At 60.9% G+C, this 18,487-nt stretch carries 17 protein-coding genes; all 17 read right to left on the bottom strand.

Features of this window, described 5'->3' with window-relative positions:
• Positions 1 to 198: 198 nt before the first annotated feature.
• Positions 199 to 1,410: a Bcr/CflA family multidrug efflux MFS transporter gene (locus tag AT395_RS00385; RefSeq protein ID WP_042113614.1), complete on the bottom strand. Its 1,212-nt coding sequence runs from the start codon at positions 1,408 to 1,410 to the stop codon at positions 199 to 201.
• A 159-nt stretch (positions 1,411 to 1,569) separates the two neighbouring features.
• The gene (locus tag AT395_RS00380) at positions 1,570 to 3,288 is read right to left on the bottom strand and encodes an AMP-binding protein (RefSeq protein ID WP_048628381.1); all 1,719 of its coding nucleotides are present in this window, start codon (positions 3,286 to 3,288) and stop codon (positions 1,570 to 1,572) included.
• Between the two features lie 377 nt (positions 3,289 to 3,665).
• Complete coding sequence (locus AT395_RS00375) at positions 3,666 to 4,082, bottom strand: F0F1 ATP synthase subunit epsilon (protein ID WP_042113616.1); 417 nt, start codon at positions 4,080 to 4,082, stop codon at positions 3,666 to 3,668.
• Between the two features lie 147 nt (positions 4,083 to 4,229).
• The gene (gene atpD, locus AT395_RS00370) at positions 4,230 to 5,621 is read right to left on the bottom strand and encodes a F0F1 ATP synthase subunit beta (protein ID WP_039366371.1); all 1,392 of its coding nucleotides are present in this window, start codon (positions 5,619 to 5,621) and stop codon (positions 4,230 to 4,232) included.
• A gap of 61 nt (positions 5,622 to 5,682) precedes the next feature.
• Positions 5,683 to 6,570: a F0F1 ATP synthase subunit gamma gene (gene atpG / locus AT395_RS00365; RefSeq protein WP_042113617.1), complete on the bottom strand. Its 888-nt coding sequence runs from the start codon at positions 6,568 to 6,570 to the stop codon at positions 5,683 to 5,685.
• An 88-nt stretch (positions 6,571 to 6,658) separates the two neighbouring features.
• The gene (gene atpA, locus AT395_RS00360; RefSeq protein ID WP_039366365.1) at positions 6,659 to 8,200 is read right to left on the bottom strand and encodes a F0F1 ATP synthase subunit alpha; all 1,542 of its coding nucleotides are present in this window, start codon (positions 8,198 to 8,200) and stop codon (positions 6,659 to 6,661) included.
• 49 nt (positions 8,201 to 8,249) lie between these two features.
• Entirely contained in the window at positions 8,250 to 8,780 is a 531-nt protein-coding gene (locus AT395_RS00355) for a F0F1 ATP synthase subunit delta (RefSeq protein WP_042113618.1), read from the bottom strand.
• Positions 8,781 to 8,782: 2 nt separating this feature from the next.
• The gene (locus AT395_RS00350; RefSeq protein WP_042113619.1) at positions 8,783 to 9,253 is read right to left on the bottom strand and encodes a F0F1 ATP synthase subunit B; all 471 of its coding nucleotides are present in this window, start codon (positions 9,251 to 9,253) and stop codon (positions 8,783 to 8,785) included.
• 125 nt (positions 9,254 to 9,378) lie between these two features.
• Complete coding sequence (gene atpE, locus AT395_RS00345; RefSeq protein ID WP_010807762.1) at positions 9,379 to 9,645, bottom strand: F0F1 ATP synthase subunit C; 267 nt, start codon at positions 9,643 to 9,645, stop codon at positions 9,379 to 9,381.
• A gap of 85 nt (positions 9,646 to 9,730) precedes the next feature.
• Entirely contained in the window at positions 9,731 to 10,579 is an 849-nt protein-coding gene (atpB, locus tag AT395_RS00340) for a F0F1 ATP synthase subunit A (RefSeq protein WP_042113621.1), read from the bottom strand.
• Positions 10,580 to 10,649: 70 nt separating this feature from the next.
• A complete protein-coding gene (locus AT395_RS00335; RefSeq protein WP_042113622.1) occupies positions 10,650 to 11,153 on the bottom strand; it encodes an ATP synthase subunit I in 504 nt (167 codons plus the stop codon).
• Positions 11,154 to 11,397: 244 nt separating this feature from the next.
• A complete protein-coding gene (locus tag AT395_RS00330; RefSeq protein ID WP_082164720.1) occupies positions 11,398 to 12,459 on the bottom strand; it encodes an SLC13 family permease in 1,062 nt (353 codons plus the stop codon).
• Between the two features lie 159 nt (positions 12,460 to 12,618).
• Complete coding sequence (locus AT395_RS00325; RefSeq protein WP_042113623.1) at positions 12,619 to 13,518, bottom strand: ParB/RepB/Spo0J family partition protein; 900 nt, start codon at positions 13,516 to 13,518, stop codon at positions 12,619 to 12,621.
• 27 nt (positions 13,519 to 13,545) lie between these two features.
• Complete coding sequence (locus AT395_RS00320; RefSeq protein WP_010807767.1) at positions 13,546 to 14,316, bottom strand: ParA family protein; 771 nt, start codon at positions 14,314 to 14,316, stop codon at positions 13,546 to 13,548.
• A gap of 204 nt (positions 14,317 to 14,520) precedes the next feature.
• Positions 14,521 to 15,105 carry a lipocalin family protein gene (locus tag AT395_RS00315; protein WP_048628382.1) on the bottom strand — a complete coding sequence of 195 codons (585 nt, stop codon included), beginning with the start codon at positions 15,103 to 15,105 and terminating at the stop codon, positions 14,521 to 14,523.
• Complete coding sequence (rsmG, locus tag AT395_RS00310) at positions 15,102 to 15,782, bottom strand: 16S rRNA (guanine(527)-N(7))-methyltransferase RsmG (RefSeq protein WP_048628383.1); 681 nt, start codon at positions 15,780 to 15,782, stop codon at positions 15,102 to 15,104. The genes AT395_RS00315 and rsmG overlap by 4 nt, the downstream gene beginning before the upstream one ends.
• A gap of 12 nt (positions 15,783 to 15,794) precedes the next feature.
• Entirely contained in the window at positions 15,795 to 17,768 is a 1,974-nt protein-coding gene (mnmG, locus tag AT395_RS00305; protein ID WP_042113626.1) for a tRNA uridine-5-carboxymethylaminomethyl(34) synthesis enzyme MnmG, read from the bottom strand.
• Positions 17,769 to 18,487: the final 719 nt, after the last annotated feature.

Genomic DNA, 18,487 nt, shown 5'->3' with positions numbered 1-18,487 from the left:
TGCAATTACAAACTGTTACAGATGTAGTGTCGCTCGCCAAATTTCAGGTTTGGAAGGTAGGCTCGAACGTCAGTTCCCGAAAATTCACCGCTGACGGCGCCGTTTTGTCTTACGGCACCTTTCCGTGTTGCAGATTTCAGACGCCCGGTAGCGCGAGGCGCTCCTCATTTCTGGGTATTGACGTGGCGTTGAAGGGACTCACACGGTTCCGGCGGCAGGCGGGGCCGCCGGCTTCGCGCGACGAATCAACACGGTGTGGAAGCACCACGACAGCGTGCCGCACACCGCCATGACGGCTGCCATTGGCACTGCCGAATGCGCGTGCATCAGCCCGACAGCCGCGCCGGCGCTCGCCGCCGCGAGAAATTGCAGCGCACCAAGGAGTGCCGACGCGGCGCCCGCACGTTGATGCTGGCGATTCAGGGCTTCGGCCACCGCATTCGGCTGAGAAAAGCCGAGGCTGGTGACATAGGCAAAGAGCGGCACCATCAATCCGATCAGGCCGCCCACTGGCAGCGCCGCCACTGCGAGCATCAGCAATCCGAGAATGGCGACCAGATTGTTGGTGCGGCGCAACACATCGGCGGGACGCCGTTTGCGCAGCAAATGGGCGTTGATCTGCGAGCCGGCAATGATGCCGCAGGCATTCAGCCCGAACAGCCAGCCGTAATGCGCCGGGTCGACACCATACAGGTTGATGAACACGAAGGGCGAGCCCGTGATGTAGGCGAACATGCCTGCCTGCGAAACCCCACCCGCGAGCGCGTTGCCCATGAACTCGCGGTCGCGCACCAGCGCGCCGTAGTTATGCCAGGCCGTCGAGAGCCAATGGCGGGCCTGCCGGGCGGCCGCGCGTGTCTCGGGCAACCAGTAGACGGACATCGCAAAGCAGACTGCCCCGAAGGCCGTCAGCCCCCAGAAGATCCAGCGCCAGCCAACGAAGAGCAGCACTTGCCCGCCAATGAGCGGGGCAAGAATCGGTGCAGCGCCCATGATGAGGGTCATGCGCGAAAGCACGCGGGCGACCGTGCTCGTATCGAACAAGTCGCGTGCCATGGCACGCGCGATCACGAAGCAGGCGCAGCCGCCCACGGCCTGAATGAAACGACAGACGATCAGCGTTTCGATATTGGTCGCCAGCGCACAGCCTGCCGACGCGAGCGTATAGAGTGCGAGACCCGCATACAGAGGACGTTTGCGCCCATAGCGGTCGGCCAGCGGCCCGTGCAGCAGTTGTCCCAGACCCAGCCCGATGAAGAACGATGCCAGCGAGAATTGCGCGGCAGCGTCCGTCGTGTTCAGTTCACGCGCAATGCTCGGCAGCGCAGGCAGATACATGTCGATCGACAGCGAGCCGATCGCCGACAAAATGCCTAGTACGAAGACGGTGCGAAAAGTATGGGCGGGCATGACAAAAGCCTAGGGTAATCCCGAATGATACGGCATTGCCCCCGGCCCCGCTCAAAAAATAAGCAGAGGCTCGCCGCCTGGACGAGCCCTGCCTTACCTCTGCACTGTGCACCCTTCACCCTGCACTCTGTGCCCGGTGCCCGGAACCCGAACGCCCGCTCAGGCCGTCTTCGTTTCGGACAGGCCGAGCGTTTCCACCATCTTTTCGCGCATGATGAACTTCTGCACCTTGCCCGTGACCGTCATCGGCATTTCGTCGACGAAGCGGATATAGCGTGGAATCTTGTAGTGGGCGATCTGATCCTTGCAAAAGGCTCGGATGTCGTCTTCCGTTGCGCTCTGGCCCGGCTTGAGGACGATCCAGGCGCAAACTTCCTCGCCATACTTCGGATCGGGCACGCCGAACACTTGCACGGCCTGCACCTTCGGGTGACGGAACAGAAATTCCTCGATCTCGCGTGGGTAGATGTTCTCGCCGCCACGAATGAGCATGTCCTTCACCCGGCCGACAATGTTGCAATAGCCGTCTTCGTCGATCGTGGCGAGGTCACCCGTATGCATCCAGCCGTCGCGGATTGCTTCGCGCGTGCGGGGTTCGTCATCCCAGTAGCCCTGCATCACCGAATAGCCCTTCGTGCAAAGCTCGCCCTTCTCGCCTACCGGTACGATCTCGCCGGCGGCGTCGACAAGCTTCACTTCGAGGTGCGGTTGCACGCGCCCCACGGTCGTCACGCGCTTCTCCAGCGGGTCGGTCGTGGTGGTTTGAAACGACACGGGGCTCGTCTCCGTCATGCCGTAGGCGATCGTCACCTCGCTCATGTGCATTTCGTTGATCACACGCTTCATCGTCTCGATGGGGCACGGCGAACCCGCCATGATCCCCGTGCGCAGCGAATCGAATTGATAGTTACCGAAATCCGGGTGATCGAGTTGCGCGATGAACATCGTCGGTACGCCATGCAACGCCGTGCAACGCTCCTCGGAGACGGCGGCCATGGTGGCCTTCGGATCGAAGGCCTCGCCCGGAAACACCATTGTCGCGCCCGTCGACACGCAAGCCAGCACCGCGAGCACCATGCCGAAGCAGTGATAGAACGGCACGGGAATGCACAGGCTGTCGTGCTCGGAGAAGCGCATCGCCATGGCGATGAAGCGTCCGTTGTTGACGATATTGTGGTGGGTCAGCGTGGCGCCCTTCGGGCTGCCGGTCGTGCCGCTCGTGAACTGGACATTGATCGCGTCGAAGCAATCGAGCCCGTCGGAGATCTCGCGCAGTCGAACCAGATCGGCGTCGGCGCCGAGGGTCACCACGTCGGTGTAATTCATCATGCCGGGCGTAATGCCCTCGCCCATGCGGATGATGGTGCGCAGCGACGGCAGCTTCGCCGACTTCAGTTCGCCGGGCGCACACGTTGCCAGCTCGGGCGCCAGGACATTGAGCATCTCGAGGTAGCGCGACGTCTTGAAAGACTCCGCCGCGACAAGCGCCTTGCAGCCGACCTTGTTGATCGCATACTCGAGTTCGGCGAGGCGGTACGCCGGATTGATGTTCACCAGAATCAGGCCCACGCGCGCCGTGGCGAACTGCGTGACCAGCCATTCGACACGGTTGGGCGACCAGATACCCACGCGATCGCCCTTCTTCAGCCCCAACGAAATCAGACCCGCGGCAAAGGTGTCCACGTGTGCGATGAACTCGCGCCACGTCCAGTCCACGCCCTGCTCGCGAAACACCACCGCCTGCCGCTCGGGAAACTTCGCCGCCGTCTCGGCAAGCAGACCGAACACCGTCAACGTCGAAAGCGGCACGGTGGTATCGCCCTTCACATACGACAGTCCATTACGAGGTACAACGCCCGCACCTTCCCGGCTTTCCATGCTTTTGTCTCCTGAAGCAATGCTGAAATGGCGAAATGCTGTCGCGTGGCAGTCACGCGTGAATGGCCCGCCTGTCGCTGTATCGAACGACGGCGGTCTTCTCTTCATAACAATAGCGCGTCACGCTAGGTTGACGTTTACGTTAACGTAATTCGAGTGACGGAACGAGTGGGGATGGCCCTGAGTTGAGTAGGCTCCCGGACATGGGCAGGGTCCCGGGCCGGGCTCGACAGACAAAACAAAAGCCCCACGCACTTGCATGCATGGGGCTTTCTGCCGCTACGCGGCGATGGGTGTCTTGACGGCACCGATCACCGTGCGACGGCTGGCGTGACGTGTTGCACCGACGAGAACGCCGCTGCAACCGCCGTGCCGATTTACTTCACCTTGCGGAACTTCTGGATCGCAGCGAGTTGGGCGATGGCTTCGGCCAGTTCGGCCTGGGCAGTCGCGTACTCGATGTTGGAATCCTTGTTCGCCAGTGCTTCTTCCGCGCGGCGCTTGGCGTCGGCAGCCTTCGCCTCGTCCAGATCCTTGCCGCGAATGGCGGTGTCGGCGAGCACGGTGACCGTGCCCGGTTGCACTTCGAGAATACCACCGGCCACGAAGACGAAGTCCTCGTTACCTGCTTCGTCCTCGATACGCACCGCGCCCGGCTTGATACGCGTGATCAGCGGCGTGTGGCCAGGCAGAATGCCCAGCTCGCCGGCTTCGCCGGGCAGCGCCACAAAGCGCGCCTTACCGGAGAAGATCTGCTCTTCCGCGCTGACGACGTCTACGTGAATGGTTGCCATAATCGCTCCCGTTGAGTGTGATGAAGCGGCAGGCGCGCCAGTCCGGACATGGCTGTCCTCGCTCCGCTACCCCGCCCCGCAACAGTCACCTGCCGGCGTGCGGTGGCGCCTCTTGCGAGACACCGCCGTCGCCCGGCACTCAACCGTTTACTGCATCTTCTTGGCTTTTTCGAACGCTTCGTCGATCGTGCCAACCATGTAGAACGCCTGTTCCGGCAGGTGGTCACATTCGCCGTCGACGATCATCTTGAAGCCGCGGATCGTTTCCTTGAGCGGAACGTACTTGCCCGGCGAACCCGTGAACACTTCTGCCACGTGGAACGGCTGCGACAGGAAACGCTGGATCTTACGCGCACGGGCCACGGCGAGCTTGTCGTCCGGCGACAGTTCGTCCATACCCAGAATCGCGATAATGTCGCGCAGTTCCTTGTAACGCTGCAGCGTCGATTGCACGCGACGGGTCACCGTGTAGTGCTCTTCGCCAATCACGTTCGGGTCGATCTGACGCGAGGTCGAATCGAGGGCATCGACGGCCGGGTAGATACCCAGCGAAGCGATGTCACGCGAAAGCACGACGGTGGCGTCCAAGTGACCGAAGGTGGTTGCCGGCGACGGGTCGGTCAAGTCATCGGCAGGCACGTACACGGCTTGCACCGACGTGATCGAGCCGGTCTTGGTCGACGTAATACGCTCTTGCAGCTTACCCATTTCTTCAGCCAGCGTCGGCTGATAGCCCACGGCCGACGGCATACGGCCGAGCAGTGCCGACACTTCGGTACCGGCCAGCGTGAAACGGTAGATGTTGTCCACGAAGAACAGCACGTCGCGACCTTCGTCACGGAAGTGCTCCGCCATCGTCAGACCGGTCAGCGCCACGCGCAGACGGTTGCCCGGCGGCTCGTTCATCTGGCCGTACACCAGCGCGACCTTGTCGAGAACGTTCGAGTCCTTCATTTCGTGGTAGAAGTCGTTCCCTTCACGGGTACGCTCGCCCACGCCGGCAAACACCGAATAACCGCCGTGTGCCTTGGCGATGTTATTGATGAGTTCCATCATGTTCACGGTCTTGCCCACACCGGCGCCACCGAACAGACCCACCTTGCCGCCCTTGGCGAACGGGCAGATCAGATCGATAACCTTGATGCCGGTTTCGAGCAGTTCCGTCGACGGCGACAGCTCGTCGAATGCCGGCGCCTTCTGGTGAATCGAACGGGTGTGATCCTTGGCGATCGGACCGGCTTCGTCGATCGGACGGCCAAGCACGTCCATGATGCGACCCAGCGTTGCCGGACCCACCGGCACCGTGATCGGCAGACCGGTGTTTTGCACCGTCATACCGCGGCGCAGGCCTTCGGAGGAACCCAGACAGATGGTACGAACCACGCCGTCGCCCAGTTGTTGCTGGACTTCGAGCGTCAGTTCCGACCCTTCCATGGTGAGCGCGTCGTAGATCTTCGGCATGCTGTCGCGCGGGAATTCCACGTCGATAACGGCGCCGATGCACTGTACGATTTTGCCTTCAATCAAAGCAGTACTCATCGCTTTTCCTTTAGATACTCAAATTCATTTCGCCTTACGGCGCATCGGCCCGTGCCACCGCTTACACAGCGGCGGCGCCACCCACGATTTCGGACAGTTCCTTCGTAATCGCTGCTTGACGGCCCTTGTTGTAGACCATCTGCAATTCACCGATCACGGTCTTTGCATTGTCCGATGCGGCCTTCATGGCCACCATGCGGGCGGACTGTTCCGACGCCATGTTCTCAGCGACTGCCTGATACACGACAGCTTCGACGTAACGCACCAGCAGGGCATCGACGACCGTCTTCGCATCCGGTTCGTAGATGTAGTCCCACGAATGCTGTGCCGGCACTGCGCTCGCGTCTTCCGACGCACCCTCGAACTTCTCGGGCAGCGGCAGCAGTTGTTCGACCACAGCTTCCTGCTTCATCGTGTTGACGAAGCGGTTGTAGGCCAGGTACACGGCGTCGAGCTTGCCTTCGGCGTACGCGTCGAGCTGAACCTTCACCACACCGATCAGCTTGTCCAGATGCGGCGTGTCGCCCAGTTGCACGGCGTGCGAAACCACCTTGGCGCCGATACGGTTCAGGAAACCGAAACCCTTACCGCCGATGGCGGTGGCTTCGACCTTCAGACCTTGCGCTTCGATGGCCTTCAACTTGGTCACCACGGCACGCAGCACGTTGGTGTTCAAGCCGCCGCACAAGCCCTTGTCCGTCGTCACCACGATGACACCGGCCGCTTTCGCGTCGGCATGCTTCACCATGAACGGGTGGTGGTATTCCGGATTCGCCTGGCCCATATGCGCGGCGATCTGGCGTACCTTGTCAGCGTACGGCCGGGCATGACGCATGCGTTCCTGCGCCTTGCGCATCTTCGACGCGGCCACCATTTCCATGGCCTTGGTGATCTTGCGCGTGTTTTGCACGCTCTTGATCTTGCCGCGAATTTCCTTCATTCCAGCCATTGCTTACTCCTTGTCTCGGCGCGACATTCGTTCTTGCCTGAACATCGCGCCTTCCCGGGTCCGTTGAATAGTTACCGATTCAACCGGATTAGTAAGCGCCGGTCTTCTTGAAGTCCTTGATCGCAGCGTGCAGGGCGGCTTCGTCGTCCTTCGAGAGATCTTTGGTCTCTTCGATACGGCCGATGAGCGCGCCGTGGCTGGTCTTCAGAACTTCGCGCAGACCCTTTTCGAACGGCAGCACCTGAGCGATTTCGAGGTCGTCCAGATAGCCGTTGTTGGCGGCAAACAGCGAAACGGCCAGTTCCCACACTTGCAGCGGCGCGAATTGCGGCTGCTTGAGCAGTTCCGTCACGCGGCGGCCGCGCTCGAGCTGCTTGCGGGTCGCTTCGTCCAGATCCGAGGCGAACTGCGCAAACGCAGCCAGCTCACGGTACTGTGCGAGGTCGGTACGGATACCGCCCGACAGCTTCTTGATGACCTTCGTCTGCGCCGCACCACCCACACGCGACACCGAGATACCGGCGTTGATTGCCGGGCGGATGCCTGCGTTGAAGAGGTCGGTTTCCAGGAAGATCTGGCCGTCGGTAATCGAGATCACGTTCGTCGGAACGAACGCGGTCACGTCACCGGCTTGCGTTTCAATGATCGGCAGTGCCGTCAGCGAACCGCTTTGACCCTTGACTGCGCCGTTGGTGAACTTCTCGACGTACTCTTCCGAGACGCGAGCCGCACGCTCGAGCAGACGCGAGTGCAGATAGAACACGTCACCCGGGTAAGCTTCACGGCCCGGCGGGCGGCGCAGCAGCAGCGAGATCTGACGATAGGCCCAGGCTTGCTTGGTCAAGTCGTCGTAAATGATCAGCGCGTCTTCGCCACGATCGCGGAAGTATTCGCCCATCGTGCAACCGGAGTACGGTGCGATGAACTGCATGGCGGCCGAGTCCGAAGCGGTGGCGGTCACGATGATCGTGTACTCCATCGCGCCGTGCTCTTCGAGCTTGCGCACCACGTTCATGATCGACGAAGCCTTCTGGCCGATCGCGACGTAGACGCAGGTCACGCCCTTGCCCTTCTGCGAAATGATCGTGTCGACGGCCACGGCGGTCTTACCCGTCTGACGGTCACCAATGATCAGCTCACGCTGACCACGGCCGATCGGCACCATGGCGTCGATAGCCTTGGTACCCGTTTGCAGCGGCTGCGACACCGACTTACGCCAAATCACGCCCGGGGCGATCTTTTCGATGGCGTCGGTTTGCTTGGCGTTGATCGGACCCTTGCCGTCGATCGGCTGGCCCAGTGCGTCAACGACGCGGCCCTTCAGTTCCGGGCCGACCGGCACTTCCAGAATGCGGCCCGTGCACTTGACGGTGTCGCCTTCCGAGATGTGCTCGTACTCGCCCAAAATCACGGCGCCGACGGAGTCGCGCTCGAGGTTCAGTGCCAGACCGAACGTGTTGCCCGGGAATTCCAGCATTTCGCCCTGCATCACGTCCGACAGGCCATGGATGCGGCAGATACCGTCAGTCACCGAAATCACGGTGCCTTCATTACGGACTTCGGCGCCGCTCTCGAGACCTTGAATCCGGCTCTTGATCAGTTCGCTGATTTCAGAGGGATTGAGTTGCATATGTGCTCCTGATATTCAATTCTTGCCGTCGCAGGCTATCGCGCCGGGCTCAGGCCGTCAGCGACGTCCGCATAGCTGCCAGGCGGGCGCGCACCGAAGTGTCCAGCACCTCGTCGCCAACCACCACACGCACGCCACCGATGAGCGACGGATCTACCGTCACGCTCGGGTTGAGCTTGCGGCCGAACTTGTGCTCGAGGCCCTTGACCAGCGAGGTCAGTTGCTCACCTTCGAGCGGGAAGGCGCTTTCGATCGTGGCGTCCGCCGAACCGGCGGCAGTGTTCTTCAACACTTCGAACTGTCCGGCGATTTCCGGCATTGCGGCCAGACGGCCGTTTTCGACCACAGCGGCGACGAAGTTGCGCACTTCGGCGTCGGTCGATTTCACGGCTGCGGTCAGCACGTCGACGACTTGCGCCGGCGTGACTTTCGGATCGTCGGCCAGGTTGGCCACTTCGGGCAGCGCTGCCACTTGCGCCAGTTCGCGCACCAGCTCAGACCAGCGATTCAGGTCGCCGGACTTGGCCACGCGGAACAACGCCTCGGCATACGGACGAGCGATGGTTGCGAGTTCGGCCATGATCAGAGCTCTGCCTTGAGTTGGTTCAGCAGGTCGGCGTGGGCCTTGGCGTCAACTTCACGCTTCAGGATCTGCTCGGCGCCCTTGACAGCCAGACCAGCAACTTCTTCGCGCAGCGATTCACGGACCTTAACGGCCTGGTTCTCGGCTTCGGCTTTGGCGTTGGCGATGATACGGGCGGCTTCGGCTTGCGCCTGGGCCTTGATCTCGTCGGCCACGGCCAGTGCGCGCTTCTCGGCGTCGGCAATACGCTTCGCGCCTTCGTCGCGGGCTTCCGCGAGGGCTTGCGTGGAGCGCTTGTTGGCGGCATCGAGTTCAGCCTTGCCCTTATCGGCAGCAGCCAGACCGTCAGCGATTTTCTTCGCGCGTTCGTCGATAGCCTTGATCAGCGGCGGCCACACGAACTTCATCGTGAACCATGCCAGGATCAGAAACACGACGGTTTGCGCGAACAGAGTTGCGTTTATGTTCACGGTGTTTCCTTTCGGTGATGCGAGTCGATTGGCAAAACAGCGCGCCCCATTGTGCCTGCTGGCTTGGGCGCGCCGTTCATGTCCAGTTGGCCGCGCGGATCAATGCGCGACCGGCCGAAAGAAACTTAAGCGAGCTTCGACAGCAGCGGGTTCGCGAACGCGAACAGCATGGCAACGCCCACGCCGATCAGGAATGCAGCGTCGATCAGGCCGGCCAGCAGGAACATCTTCGTTTGCAGCGGGTTCATCAGCTCGGGCTGACGGGCGCACGCTTCGATGTACTTACCGCCCATCAACGCGATACCCAGACAGGCGCCGATAGCACCCAGACCGATGATGATGCCGATACCGATGGCGGTCAGACCCTGGATGTTGGCGATGAAAGCTTGCATGATTACTCCTTTTGGTTAGAGACTTGAAACTTTAAATTTGAAAAACTGAAAAACCGGGAAACCCTTAACTACCCGCAGCGACCGATCAGTGATGGTCGTGCGCCTGACCGATATACACCAGCGTGAGCATCATCATGATGAACGCCTGGAGCAACACGATCAGGATGTGGAAAATCGCCCATGCGGTGCCGGCAATGACGTGACCGACAAAACCCAGCACCGACGCATCCGCGCCAAAGCTCCAGATACCGCCCAGCAGAGCGATAAGCAGGAACACCAGTTCGCCGGCGTACATATTGCCGAACAGTCGCATACCGAGCGACACGGTCTTGGCACAGAATTCGATGAGGTTGAGCAGCAGGTTCGGAATCCACAGCAGGAAGTGGTTGCCGAACGGTGCGGTGAACAGCTCATGCATGAAACCGCCCGCGCCCTTGATCTTGAAGCTGTAGTACAGCATCAGAATGAGCACGCCGACAGCGATACCGAGCGTGCCGTTCAGATCGGCCGTCGGCACAATACGGTGGTGCGTGATGATCGAACCCAGACCGACCCACTCGATCACCTTCGAAGGCAGATCGACGGGCAGCAAGTCCAGCGAGTTCATGAGCGCGACCCAGACAAACACGGTCAACGCGAGGGGAGCGATGAAGGCACGATTGCCGTGCACGATGCTCTTCGACTGGTCTTCCACCATCTCGACGAGCATTTCGACCGCAGCCTGGAAGCGGCCCGGCACGCCCGACGTGGCTTTACGGGCAGCCATCCACAGCACGAAGCAGCCCAGAACGCCCATCGCGATCGACCAGAACATGGTGTCCCAGTTGATGATCGAAAAATCGACAATGCTAGTCTGCGTCGAACTCGCGAGATTTTGCAGGTGGTGCGAAATGTACTCCGACGGGTTCGGAGCGTGGCCGGCTTCTACTGACATAGCGATCAAACACCCAATTATGAAAATCCGCACACGGTAGCGTGTCGACGCGTGAGCGGTATTCCCACCGCTACTTCAGTACCATCGCCAGCCAATAAGCTTTCAGCGTCAGCACGAAGGTGACGAGGAACGCGACCCAGTGAATTCCTGGATAACCGAACGCTACCGCCGTCAACAACGCAATCGTCGTTACTACCTTGACCGCTTCTCCCATCACTAACGAACTGACGGAGAGGCGATCACCTGACATCCTTAGCCGCAGCGCAAACAATGCGCCCGGTATCCATCCGATCATTCCGCCCAGCCATGCAGACACCGCCGCGTCTCGTGGCGATGCCGAGAGTAACCACCAGGCCAATGTCGCTATCAGCGACAGCAGTACCTGGGCTCCCACCACCCTGAATGGAGTCACACGGGATGCGCGCCCCACTTCGGGACCGAACAGGCGCTCGGCCTGCGCACGCGTGAGCGGAACGATTGTTTCTTGCTCCTGCTCGTCGTCCCAAACCTCTGATGTTGCACGTGCCGGCGCTTGCGGTTTCGGTTCCAAGTTCGACCGTTTATCGTCGGTCATCTCGTTGCCTCCCCGCCCGACTCGTGCAAAACGAATGGGCTCTTCAAGCAGATAAATCCGCGAGATTTTACGGGACATTACGAACCCCAGTCAATCGAAACGCGCAACAAATTCGCCGAAATTGTGCAGTGCATGCTTCGATTTGGCGCCAACTCTCATGGAGCGCGATTTTGCTCATGGTGCAGCGCGGCATTCCCGGCGAACGCTGCATGATCGCTGCACCACAGCGGGGTTCGGTGCGTGATCATACCCATTTCAGGGCCAGAAACCCAAGGAAAAGTGCTATCAGATAAAACGGGATGGAAAGCCAATGAAAGTGCCACCAGATCTTTCCCGATTTCGCCATGCGCAATGCAATCAGGTTGGCCAACGAACCGATCGCCAGTCCGAAGCCGCCAACCGCCACGCCGTGTGCGAGCGCCGGCCAGTTGTGACTGTACTCGGCGAGCAGAATCGCCGCCGGCACATTGCTGATGATTTGGGACAGCACCGCCGCCCCCACATAGGCCATCCCGGTGCCGGAGAAATCCACATGCCCCAGGGCCGCGCGCACTTCCGGCATGCCTGCCACGCCCCTTAGCACAACGAACATCAGCACGAAAATCGCCAGCAACAGCCAGTCGATGCCGAGCACCGCGCTACGTCGCGCCACCAGGAGCACCGCCGCCACGCCGGCGCAGGCCCAGGCCGCATACCCATGGTCCGCGAGTGCGACGAAAGCGACGAACAGCGTCAAGGCGATCCACAGCAGCGCCCAGCGCACGTCATGCCTCGGGCCGCGCTGCTGAAAATGCAGGGCGCGCGAATCGAACGCAGCCGCGCACGTCAGCAGCAGTACGGCCATGAGAGCGAGCGTGAGCGGCGTCATCATGATGACGAAGGCGCCGAAGCCCATGCCGCTCTGTTGCCAAAGAAAGAGGTTTTGCGGGTTGCCCAGCGGCGTGAGGCTCGAACCGGCATTGACGGCCAATGCGAGGAAGATGATCAGGCGCTCGATTCTCACGGGGGCAATCCGGGCAAGCGATTGCGCAAGCGGCACGACGGCGAACAACGCCACGTCGTTAGTGAGCAGCGTGGAGAGTGCGGCGGCAAACGTCACCATCAGCAACGCGAGACGCCGCTCCGTGCGAAACGCCCGCAGTAATCGCTGCGCCAGCCAATCGAGGAAACCGCTCTGATCGATGGCGCGCGTGAGCATCAATAATCCCGCGAGCGTGAGAATCGTGTGTCGATCGATGCGCGAGAAAAGTTCGCCAACACTTGCCGGGCGAACGACCTGTAGCACGATAAAGCCGGCCAGCAGCATAAGCAGCACGCTGTCGCCGCGCACACGCTGGTAGATCGAACGCAACGTGTGCCAGACGCGCGCCTTGGCAGCATCTCGCAACGGCGGCGTGGCAGGCGTGCTGCCCGGCGTCGGCGACCCGGCGGGTTCGTTCACGGAAAGATAATCAGGATACCGACATTACTCGGCACGAATGCGCGCGAGAATCCCGTCGAGCGCATCGAGGCTGCCGAATTCGATCGTGAGTTGTCCGGCGCCCTTTCGGCCGACCTTGATCTTGACGTTCGAGGCGAGCAGATCCGACAACTCCTCTTCAAGTCGCGTCACATCGCGACCGCCCTCTTCCGCCGAGCGGCGACGAATGCCATCACCCTGGGGCTTCAGCGAAGCATTGACGATCCGTTCAGTGTCGCGCACCGACAGACGCTTGTTCACCACCTGATTGGCGAGCGTAATCTGCGTGGCAGCGTCTACCGCGAGCAGCGCGCGAGCGTGCCCCATGTCGAGATCGCCGGCCAGCAACATGGTCTGCACCGGCTGCGCGAGGTTGAGCAGACGCAATAAATTCGACACCGCACTGCGCGACCGGCCAAGCGACTCGGCGGCCTGCTCATGCGTGTAATTGAATTCGCCGAGCAGGCGTTGAATGCCCTGCGCTTCTTCGAGCGGATTCAGATCTTCGCGCTGAATGTTCTCGATAAGCGCCATAGCGGCGGCGGCTTCATCAGGGACATCGCGCACGAGCACCGGCACTTCGGACAGCCCGGCGATGCGCGCGGCGCGAAAGCGCCGTTCACCCGCAATAATTTCGTACTTCTCACCATCGACACGACGCACCAGAATCGGCTGCATCAGGCCCTGCGCGCGAATGCTCGCGGCGAGTTCCTGCAAAGCGCCCTCATCCATGCGTGTGCGCGGTTGATACTTACCGGCCTGAAGGCGCTCGAGCGACATCACCGACGGCGCGCCGTCGGCACTCGCTTCGGTCGCGCCGTTGTGGTTATCGGCGTGCGCGCCGAGCAGCGCTTCGAGGCCGCGGCCCAGGCCCTTTTTTTTCAGTGCGTTGGTCTTGGTCGCCATGACAATGCGTTCCTGCGCGATTGCGCCTTACATAGTTTGAATACGCGCGATCATTTCCGCGCCGAATTGCAGATACGCCTTCGCTCCGCGCGACGCGGGATCGAAGACCACGCCCGGCATGCCATAGCTCGGCGCTTCGGCAAGTCGCACATTGCGCGGAATGATCGCATTGAAAACCTTGTCGCCGAAGTGCTCCTTGAGCTGCTCCGAGACTTGTTGTTGCAGCGTGATACGCGGATCGAACATCACGCGCAGCAGCCCGATCACCTTCAGGTCACGGTTCAGATTCGCGTGCACCTGCTTGATCGTGTTGACGAGATCCGACAGACCTTCGAGTGCGAAATACTCGCACTGCATCGGAATGATCACACCGTGCGCCGCGCACAACCCGTTCAGGGTCAGCAGCGAAAGCGTCGGCGGGCAATCGATCAGGACGAAATCGTAAGCGTCGTCGACCTTGGCAAGCGCTTGCTTGAGCCGCGTGTCGCGATTCTCGAGCGAGACGAGTTCCACATCCGCCCCGGCCAGCTCGCGATTCGCGGGCAGCACATCGTAACTGCCCGACTCCGAGCGCTGACAGCTCGTTGTCACATCGGCACCATCGACCAGCACTTCGTACACGCTCGACTCGAGTGCTGCCTTGTCGATACCGCTGCCCATCGTCGCATTGCCCTGCGGATCGAGGTCGACCAACAAGACCCGCTGCCCGTGCGACGCCAATCCGGCAGCGAGGTTCACCGTGGTGGTCGTCTTGCCAACGCCGCCCTTCTGATTGGCCACGCAGAAAATTTTCGCCATGCCGATGTAGTCCTCCGAATGCTGCCGTGTTGATGCAATTGATGCAGATGATGCCGGGATAAGTCCGGTAATGCGCACTCGCCGTACCACCCGCCACGGCGGGTCTGCTGCCTGCTTACCGGGACATCCCGCAAATTCGATTTTCTGAGCAAAGCTCAGTTATTGCGCCTGCTGGCCGGCGTAAGAAGCGCCGGCGCCCTGTGCTCAGGGGGTGCTCGCCTTTTGCGGCGTCAACACCAGTTTGTCGGTGTCGTAGCCTTGCTTGCGCAACTGGGCACGGATTTGATTCAGTGCATTTTCGTCGAGCGTCGGCGTACGAGCGAGAATCCAGAGATACTCTCGGCCAGGCTCTCCGACAGCGGCAAACTGGTAGTCACCGTCGAGCACGATAACCCAGTAGTTCGCCCAAAGCCAGGGAATCCAGCGCAACCAGTCGGGTGCGAAGGTGACTTTGAAGCGAGCGGTGCCGGTGCCCTGCCCGTCGGTGCGAGCCAGGCCGGCGTCGCTAACCCAGGTACCGTCTTCTTTGCGGCACTTGTTTGTGACGTCGATCCTGCCGTCCGCCCGTGCCACGTATTCCGCGGTCACGTCCGACACACATTTTCGCTCGAAGAAATTCGGGTAGCGTGCTATTTCGTACCAGGTGCCGACATAGCGTTCCTTGTCGATCTTCTGCACCGGACGCACACGCGTCGTCAGCGATTCCTGTCCGGACTGCGCCCAGGCCACGGCGGCCACTACCGACAAGCCGACCATCGCGGCACCCATCCAACGCGTTACCGTATTCATGCCGTGACCTTCACGCGGAGCAAGTGACGCTCTGCGTCAAGAAACGGGACACTCAACGGTAGACGTTCGACCAGCTCGTAGCCAGCCGGCAAGGTCAGCTCATTCTCGGCGGCTACGCCCTTCATCGCCCAGAAACTGCCACCCGGGGCGAGTAAATTGCCCGCCAACGTGACGAAGTCGGACAATTCTGCGAAGGCGCGCGAGACGATGGCATCGAACGGTGCCGGCACTTCCTTACCAACGACAAGTGACTCGACCCGACCGGTCACGACCGTCAGGTTGGTAAGCTTGAAGGTCGCACGGGCCTGCGTGAGGAACGCGGTCTTCTTGTGTACGATGTCGTTGACCGTCACCTGCCAGTCCGGACGCACCATGGCGAGCACTACACCGGGCAACCCGCCACCTGAGCCGACGTCAAGAACACGTGAAATCGGCTCACGATCGAGGCGCGGCAGTATCGAGAGGGAATCGAGCAGATGCTTGATGACCATCTGCCTTGGGTCGCGGATCGAGGTCATCTGCAGCGAGGCGTTCCATTTGGCCAGCAGTGCCTGAAAATCCAGCAAGCGCGCTTGCTGTTCATCATTAATGGACAGGCCCAGTTGCCGGATGCCGTCGGCCAATAGCGTAGCCAGATCGTTGCCGCCGCCAGCGGCAGTCCTTCGCGGATCGGTCATGAGGTCTCCGCGTCAGGCAGCGTGCTGCCCACCGGCATCGGTGGCAGCGGCGTCGGCAGTCGTGTCCTCCGACGCGCGACGGCGTCCGAGTCCCTTCTTGAGATGGATCATCAGCAGCGAGATCGCAGCGGGCGTAACGCCGGAGATGCGCGATGCCTGCCCAAGGGTCTCGGGCCGCTGCGCGTTGAGTTTCTGACGCACTTCGATCGACAAGCCCCTGACATCGTTGTAGTCGATGCTGGCGGGCAGCACAGTGTTCTCGTTGGCTTCCTTGCGCCCGATTTCGTCGGCCTGACGGTCGATATAGCCTTGATACTTGACCGCAATCTCGATCTGCTCGCGAATCTGGCTGGCTTGCAGCGCATCGTCGGCCAAAGGCCCTTCCGGCGCGAGGCGACCACCCTGCACCGCCATCAGCGCGTCGTACCCGACTTCCGGACGTCGCAACAGATCAGCGAGCGAATACTCGTGATCGATGGCTTTGCCGAGCAATGGCACGGCATCCTCGGCGGGGAAGGTCTTCGGGTTCACCCACGTCGATTTGAGACGTTCTGTTTCACGTGAAACAGCGTCACGCTTTCGGCAGAAGGCTTCCCAACGGATATCGTCGACCACCCCGAGTTCGCGACCGATTTCCGTCAGGCGCATGTCGGCATTATCTTCGCGCAGCGACAGGCGATACTCGGCCCGGCTGGTGAACATGCGATACGGTTCGGATACGCCGCGTGTAATCAGGTCGTCGACCAGCACGCCGAGGTATGCCTGATCGCGGCGCGGGCACCAGGCCTCGCGCCCCTGCACTTGCAGTGCCGCATTGATACCGGCGAGCAGCCCCTGTGCGGCGGCTTCTTCGTATCCGGTCGTACCGTTGATCTGCCCCGCGAAGAAAAGCCCGGAGATCACGCGGGTTTCAAGTGAGCTGCGCAGCCCCCGCGGATCGAAGTAATCGTATTCGATGGCGTAACCCGGACGCAGGATGTAGGCGTTCTCCATGCCTTTCATCGAGCGAACAAGTGCCAGCTGTACGTCGAAGGGCAAGCTGGTGGAGATGCCGTTCGGGTAAAACTCGTTGGTCGTGAGACCTTCCGGCTCAAGGTAGATCTGGTGCGACGTCTTATCAGCGAAGCGATGGATCTTATCCTCGATGGACGGGCAGTAACGCGGCCCCACCCCTTCGATGACGCCGGTGTACATCGGTGATCGGTCGAGCCCGCCACGGATGATGTCGTGCGTACGCTCGTTGGTGTGCGTGACCCAGCATGGCACCTGGCGCGGATGCTGTTCGGGGCGACCGAGGAACGAAAAAACGGGTACCGGATCGAGATCGCCGGGCTGTTCTTCGAGGACAGAGAAGTCAATGGAGCGACCGTCGATACGCGGTGGCGTACCTGTCTTCAACCGGCCTTGCGGCAACTTCAACTCTTTCAGGCGAGCAGACAAACTAACGGCAGCCGGATCTCCGGCACGACCGCCCACATAGTTGTTCAGTCCGACGTGAATCTTACCGTCGAGGAAGGTACCTGCGGTCAGAACAACGGCGTGGGCACGGAAGCGCAGTCCCACCTGCGTGATGGCACCGACAACGCGTTCGCCTTCAACGATGAGGTCCTCAACGGCCTGCTGGAACAACCAAAGGTTGGGTTGATTCTCGAGGCGATGGCGAATGGCTTGCTTGTACAGAAGGCGATCGGCCTGTGCCCGGGTGGCACGGACAGCCGGGCCCTTGGACGAATTCAGAATACGGAACTGAATTCCCCCCTCGTCGGTTGCCGCTGCCATGGCACCGCCCAGCGCATCGACTTCTTTGACGAGGTGACCTTTGCCGATCCCACCGATGGAGGGATTGCAGCTCATCTGGCCGAGCGTCTCGATGTTGTGGGTGAGCAGAAGTGTTTTACAGCCCATGCGGGCCGAGGCGAGCGCAGCCTCGGTGCCGGCATGGCCGCCACCCACCACGATCACGTCGAACTCGGTTGGATAAAGCATCGCAATTTTGCCGCGCGGGCAAACTCTCTGGATTCGGTAATGCGGAATTATAGCGGCATTGCGGTGCATCATTTGTAACCGCCTGGTGTTTCACGTGGAACATGAGTGGAAAACTACGGTTTTGGAGACTGTTCCACGTGAAACGTTTGACGAGGACGAGCGATGTTTCGACTCACCACAACGGGTCACCCCCACCGCCCACAATCATTTCCCCACATATCCCCGTCGCTCTCGCCTCCTTTCGGGCAGCAAAGATCACCTGCGCCCTGATTGTGCTCCACTTGGAAGTCGCTCCGTCAGGGCACCGACAATCTTCGCCAAGTTAATACCTGAGACAACCCTCGCAAGATCGACAGGCGTGTTTCACGTGAAACGCTGGCGGTGGAGTATCGAGCTTCGGGTCGCCACGGCGGATCAATCATCTTCCCCAACACGCCCCGAGACATTCCCTCGCCCTCTCGTCATTCCGGGCGGCGAAGATCATCAGTGCCCTGACTGCGCTCCCACCTGGAAGTCGTTCCGTCAATGCACCGGCAATCTTCGCCAAGTTTATGTCCGGAATAACCTTCGCAAGATCGACGGGCGTGTTTCACGTGAAACGCCGGCGGCGGAGTATCGGGCTTCGATTCGCCACGACGGGGCAATCATCTCCCCAACCAACCACGCCCCGAGACATTCCCTCACCCTCTCGTCATCCCGGGCAGCGAAGATCATCAGTG

Origin of the sequence: Pandoraea apista, assembly GCF_001465595.2 — a bacterium.
In the GTDB taxonomy this organism is placed as follows: Bacteria; Pseudomonadota; Gammaproteobacteria; order Burkholderiales; family Burkholderiaceae; genus Pandoraea; species Pandoraea apista.
The sequence above is the reverse complement of the archived record's forward strand: the minus strand, read 5'-3'. Positions and strand labels throughout refer to the sequence as shown.

What these genes read in the sequence shown, in the direction of transcription:
- AT395_RS00375 (WP_042113616.1), bottom strand. Translation starts at nt 4,082, where the DNA reads ATGGCAACCATTCACGTAGACGTCGTCAGCGCGGAAGAGCAGATCTTC.
- atpG (WP_042113617.1), bottom strand. Translation starts at nt 6,570, where the DNA reads ATGGCTGGAATGAAGGAAATTCGCGGCAAGATCAAGAGCGTGCAAAAC.
- atpA (WP_039366365.1), bottom strand. Translation starts at nt 8,200, where the DNA reads ATGCAACTCAATCCCTCTGAAATCAGCGAACTGATCAAGAGCCGGATT.
- atpB (WP_042113621.1), bottom strand. Translation starts at nt 10,579, where the DNA reads ATGTCAGTAGAAGCCGGCCACGCTCCGAACCCGTCGGAGTACATTTCG.
- rsmG (WP_048628383.1), bottom strand. Translation starts at nt 15,782, where the DNA reads ATGACCGATCCGCGAAGGACTGCCGCTGGCGGCGGCAACGATCTGGCT.
- AT395_RS00320 (WP_010807767.1), bottom strand. Translation starts at nt 14,316, where the DNA reads ATGGCGAAAATTTTCTGCGTGGCCAATCAGAAGGGCGGCGTTGGCAAG.
- AT395_RS00315 (WP_048628382.1), bottom strand. Translation starts at nt 15,105, where the DNA reads ATGAATACGGTAACGCGTTGGATGGGTGCCGCGATGGTCGGCTTGTCG.
- AT395_RS00325 (WP_042113623.1), bottom strand. Translation starts at nt 13,518, where the DNA reads ATGGCGACCAAGACCAACGCACTGAAAAAAAAGGGCCTGGGCCGCGGC.
- AT395_RS00335 (WP_042113622.1), bottom strand. Translation starts at nt 11,153, where the DNA reads ATGACCGACGATAAACGGTCGAACTTGGAACCGAAACCGCAAGCGCCG.
- AT395_RS00355 (WP_042113618.1), bottom strand. Translation starts at nt 8,780, where the DNA reads ATGGCCGAACTCGCAACCATCGCTCGTCCGTATGCCGAGGCGTTGTTC.
- atpD (WP_039366371.1), bottom strand. Translation starts at nt 5,621, where the DNA reads ATGAGTACTGCTTTGATTGAAGGCAAAATCGTACAGTGCATCGGCGCC.
- mnmG (WP_042113626.1), bottom strand. Translation starts at nt 17,768, where the DNA reads ATGCTTTATCCAACCGAGTTCGACGTGATCGTGGTGGGTGGCGGCCAT.
- AT395_RS00380 (WP_048628381.1), bottom strand. Translation starts at nt 3,288, where the DNA reads ATGGAAAGCCGGGAAGGTGCGGGCGTTGTACCTCGTAATGGACTGTCG.
- AT395_RS00385 (WP_042113614.1), bottom strand. Translation starts at nt 1,410, where the DNA reads ATGCCCGCCCATACTTTTCGCACCGTCTTCGTACTAGGCATTTTGTCG.
- AT395_RS00330 (WP_082164720.1), bottom strand. Translation starts at nt 12,459, where the DNA reads ATGCTGCTGGCCGGCTTTATCGTGCTACAGGTCGTTCGCCCGGCAAGT.
- atpE (WP_010807762.1), bottom strand. Translation starts at nt 9,645, where the DNA reads ATGCAAGCTTTCATCGCCAACATCCAGGGTCTGACCGCCATCGGTATC.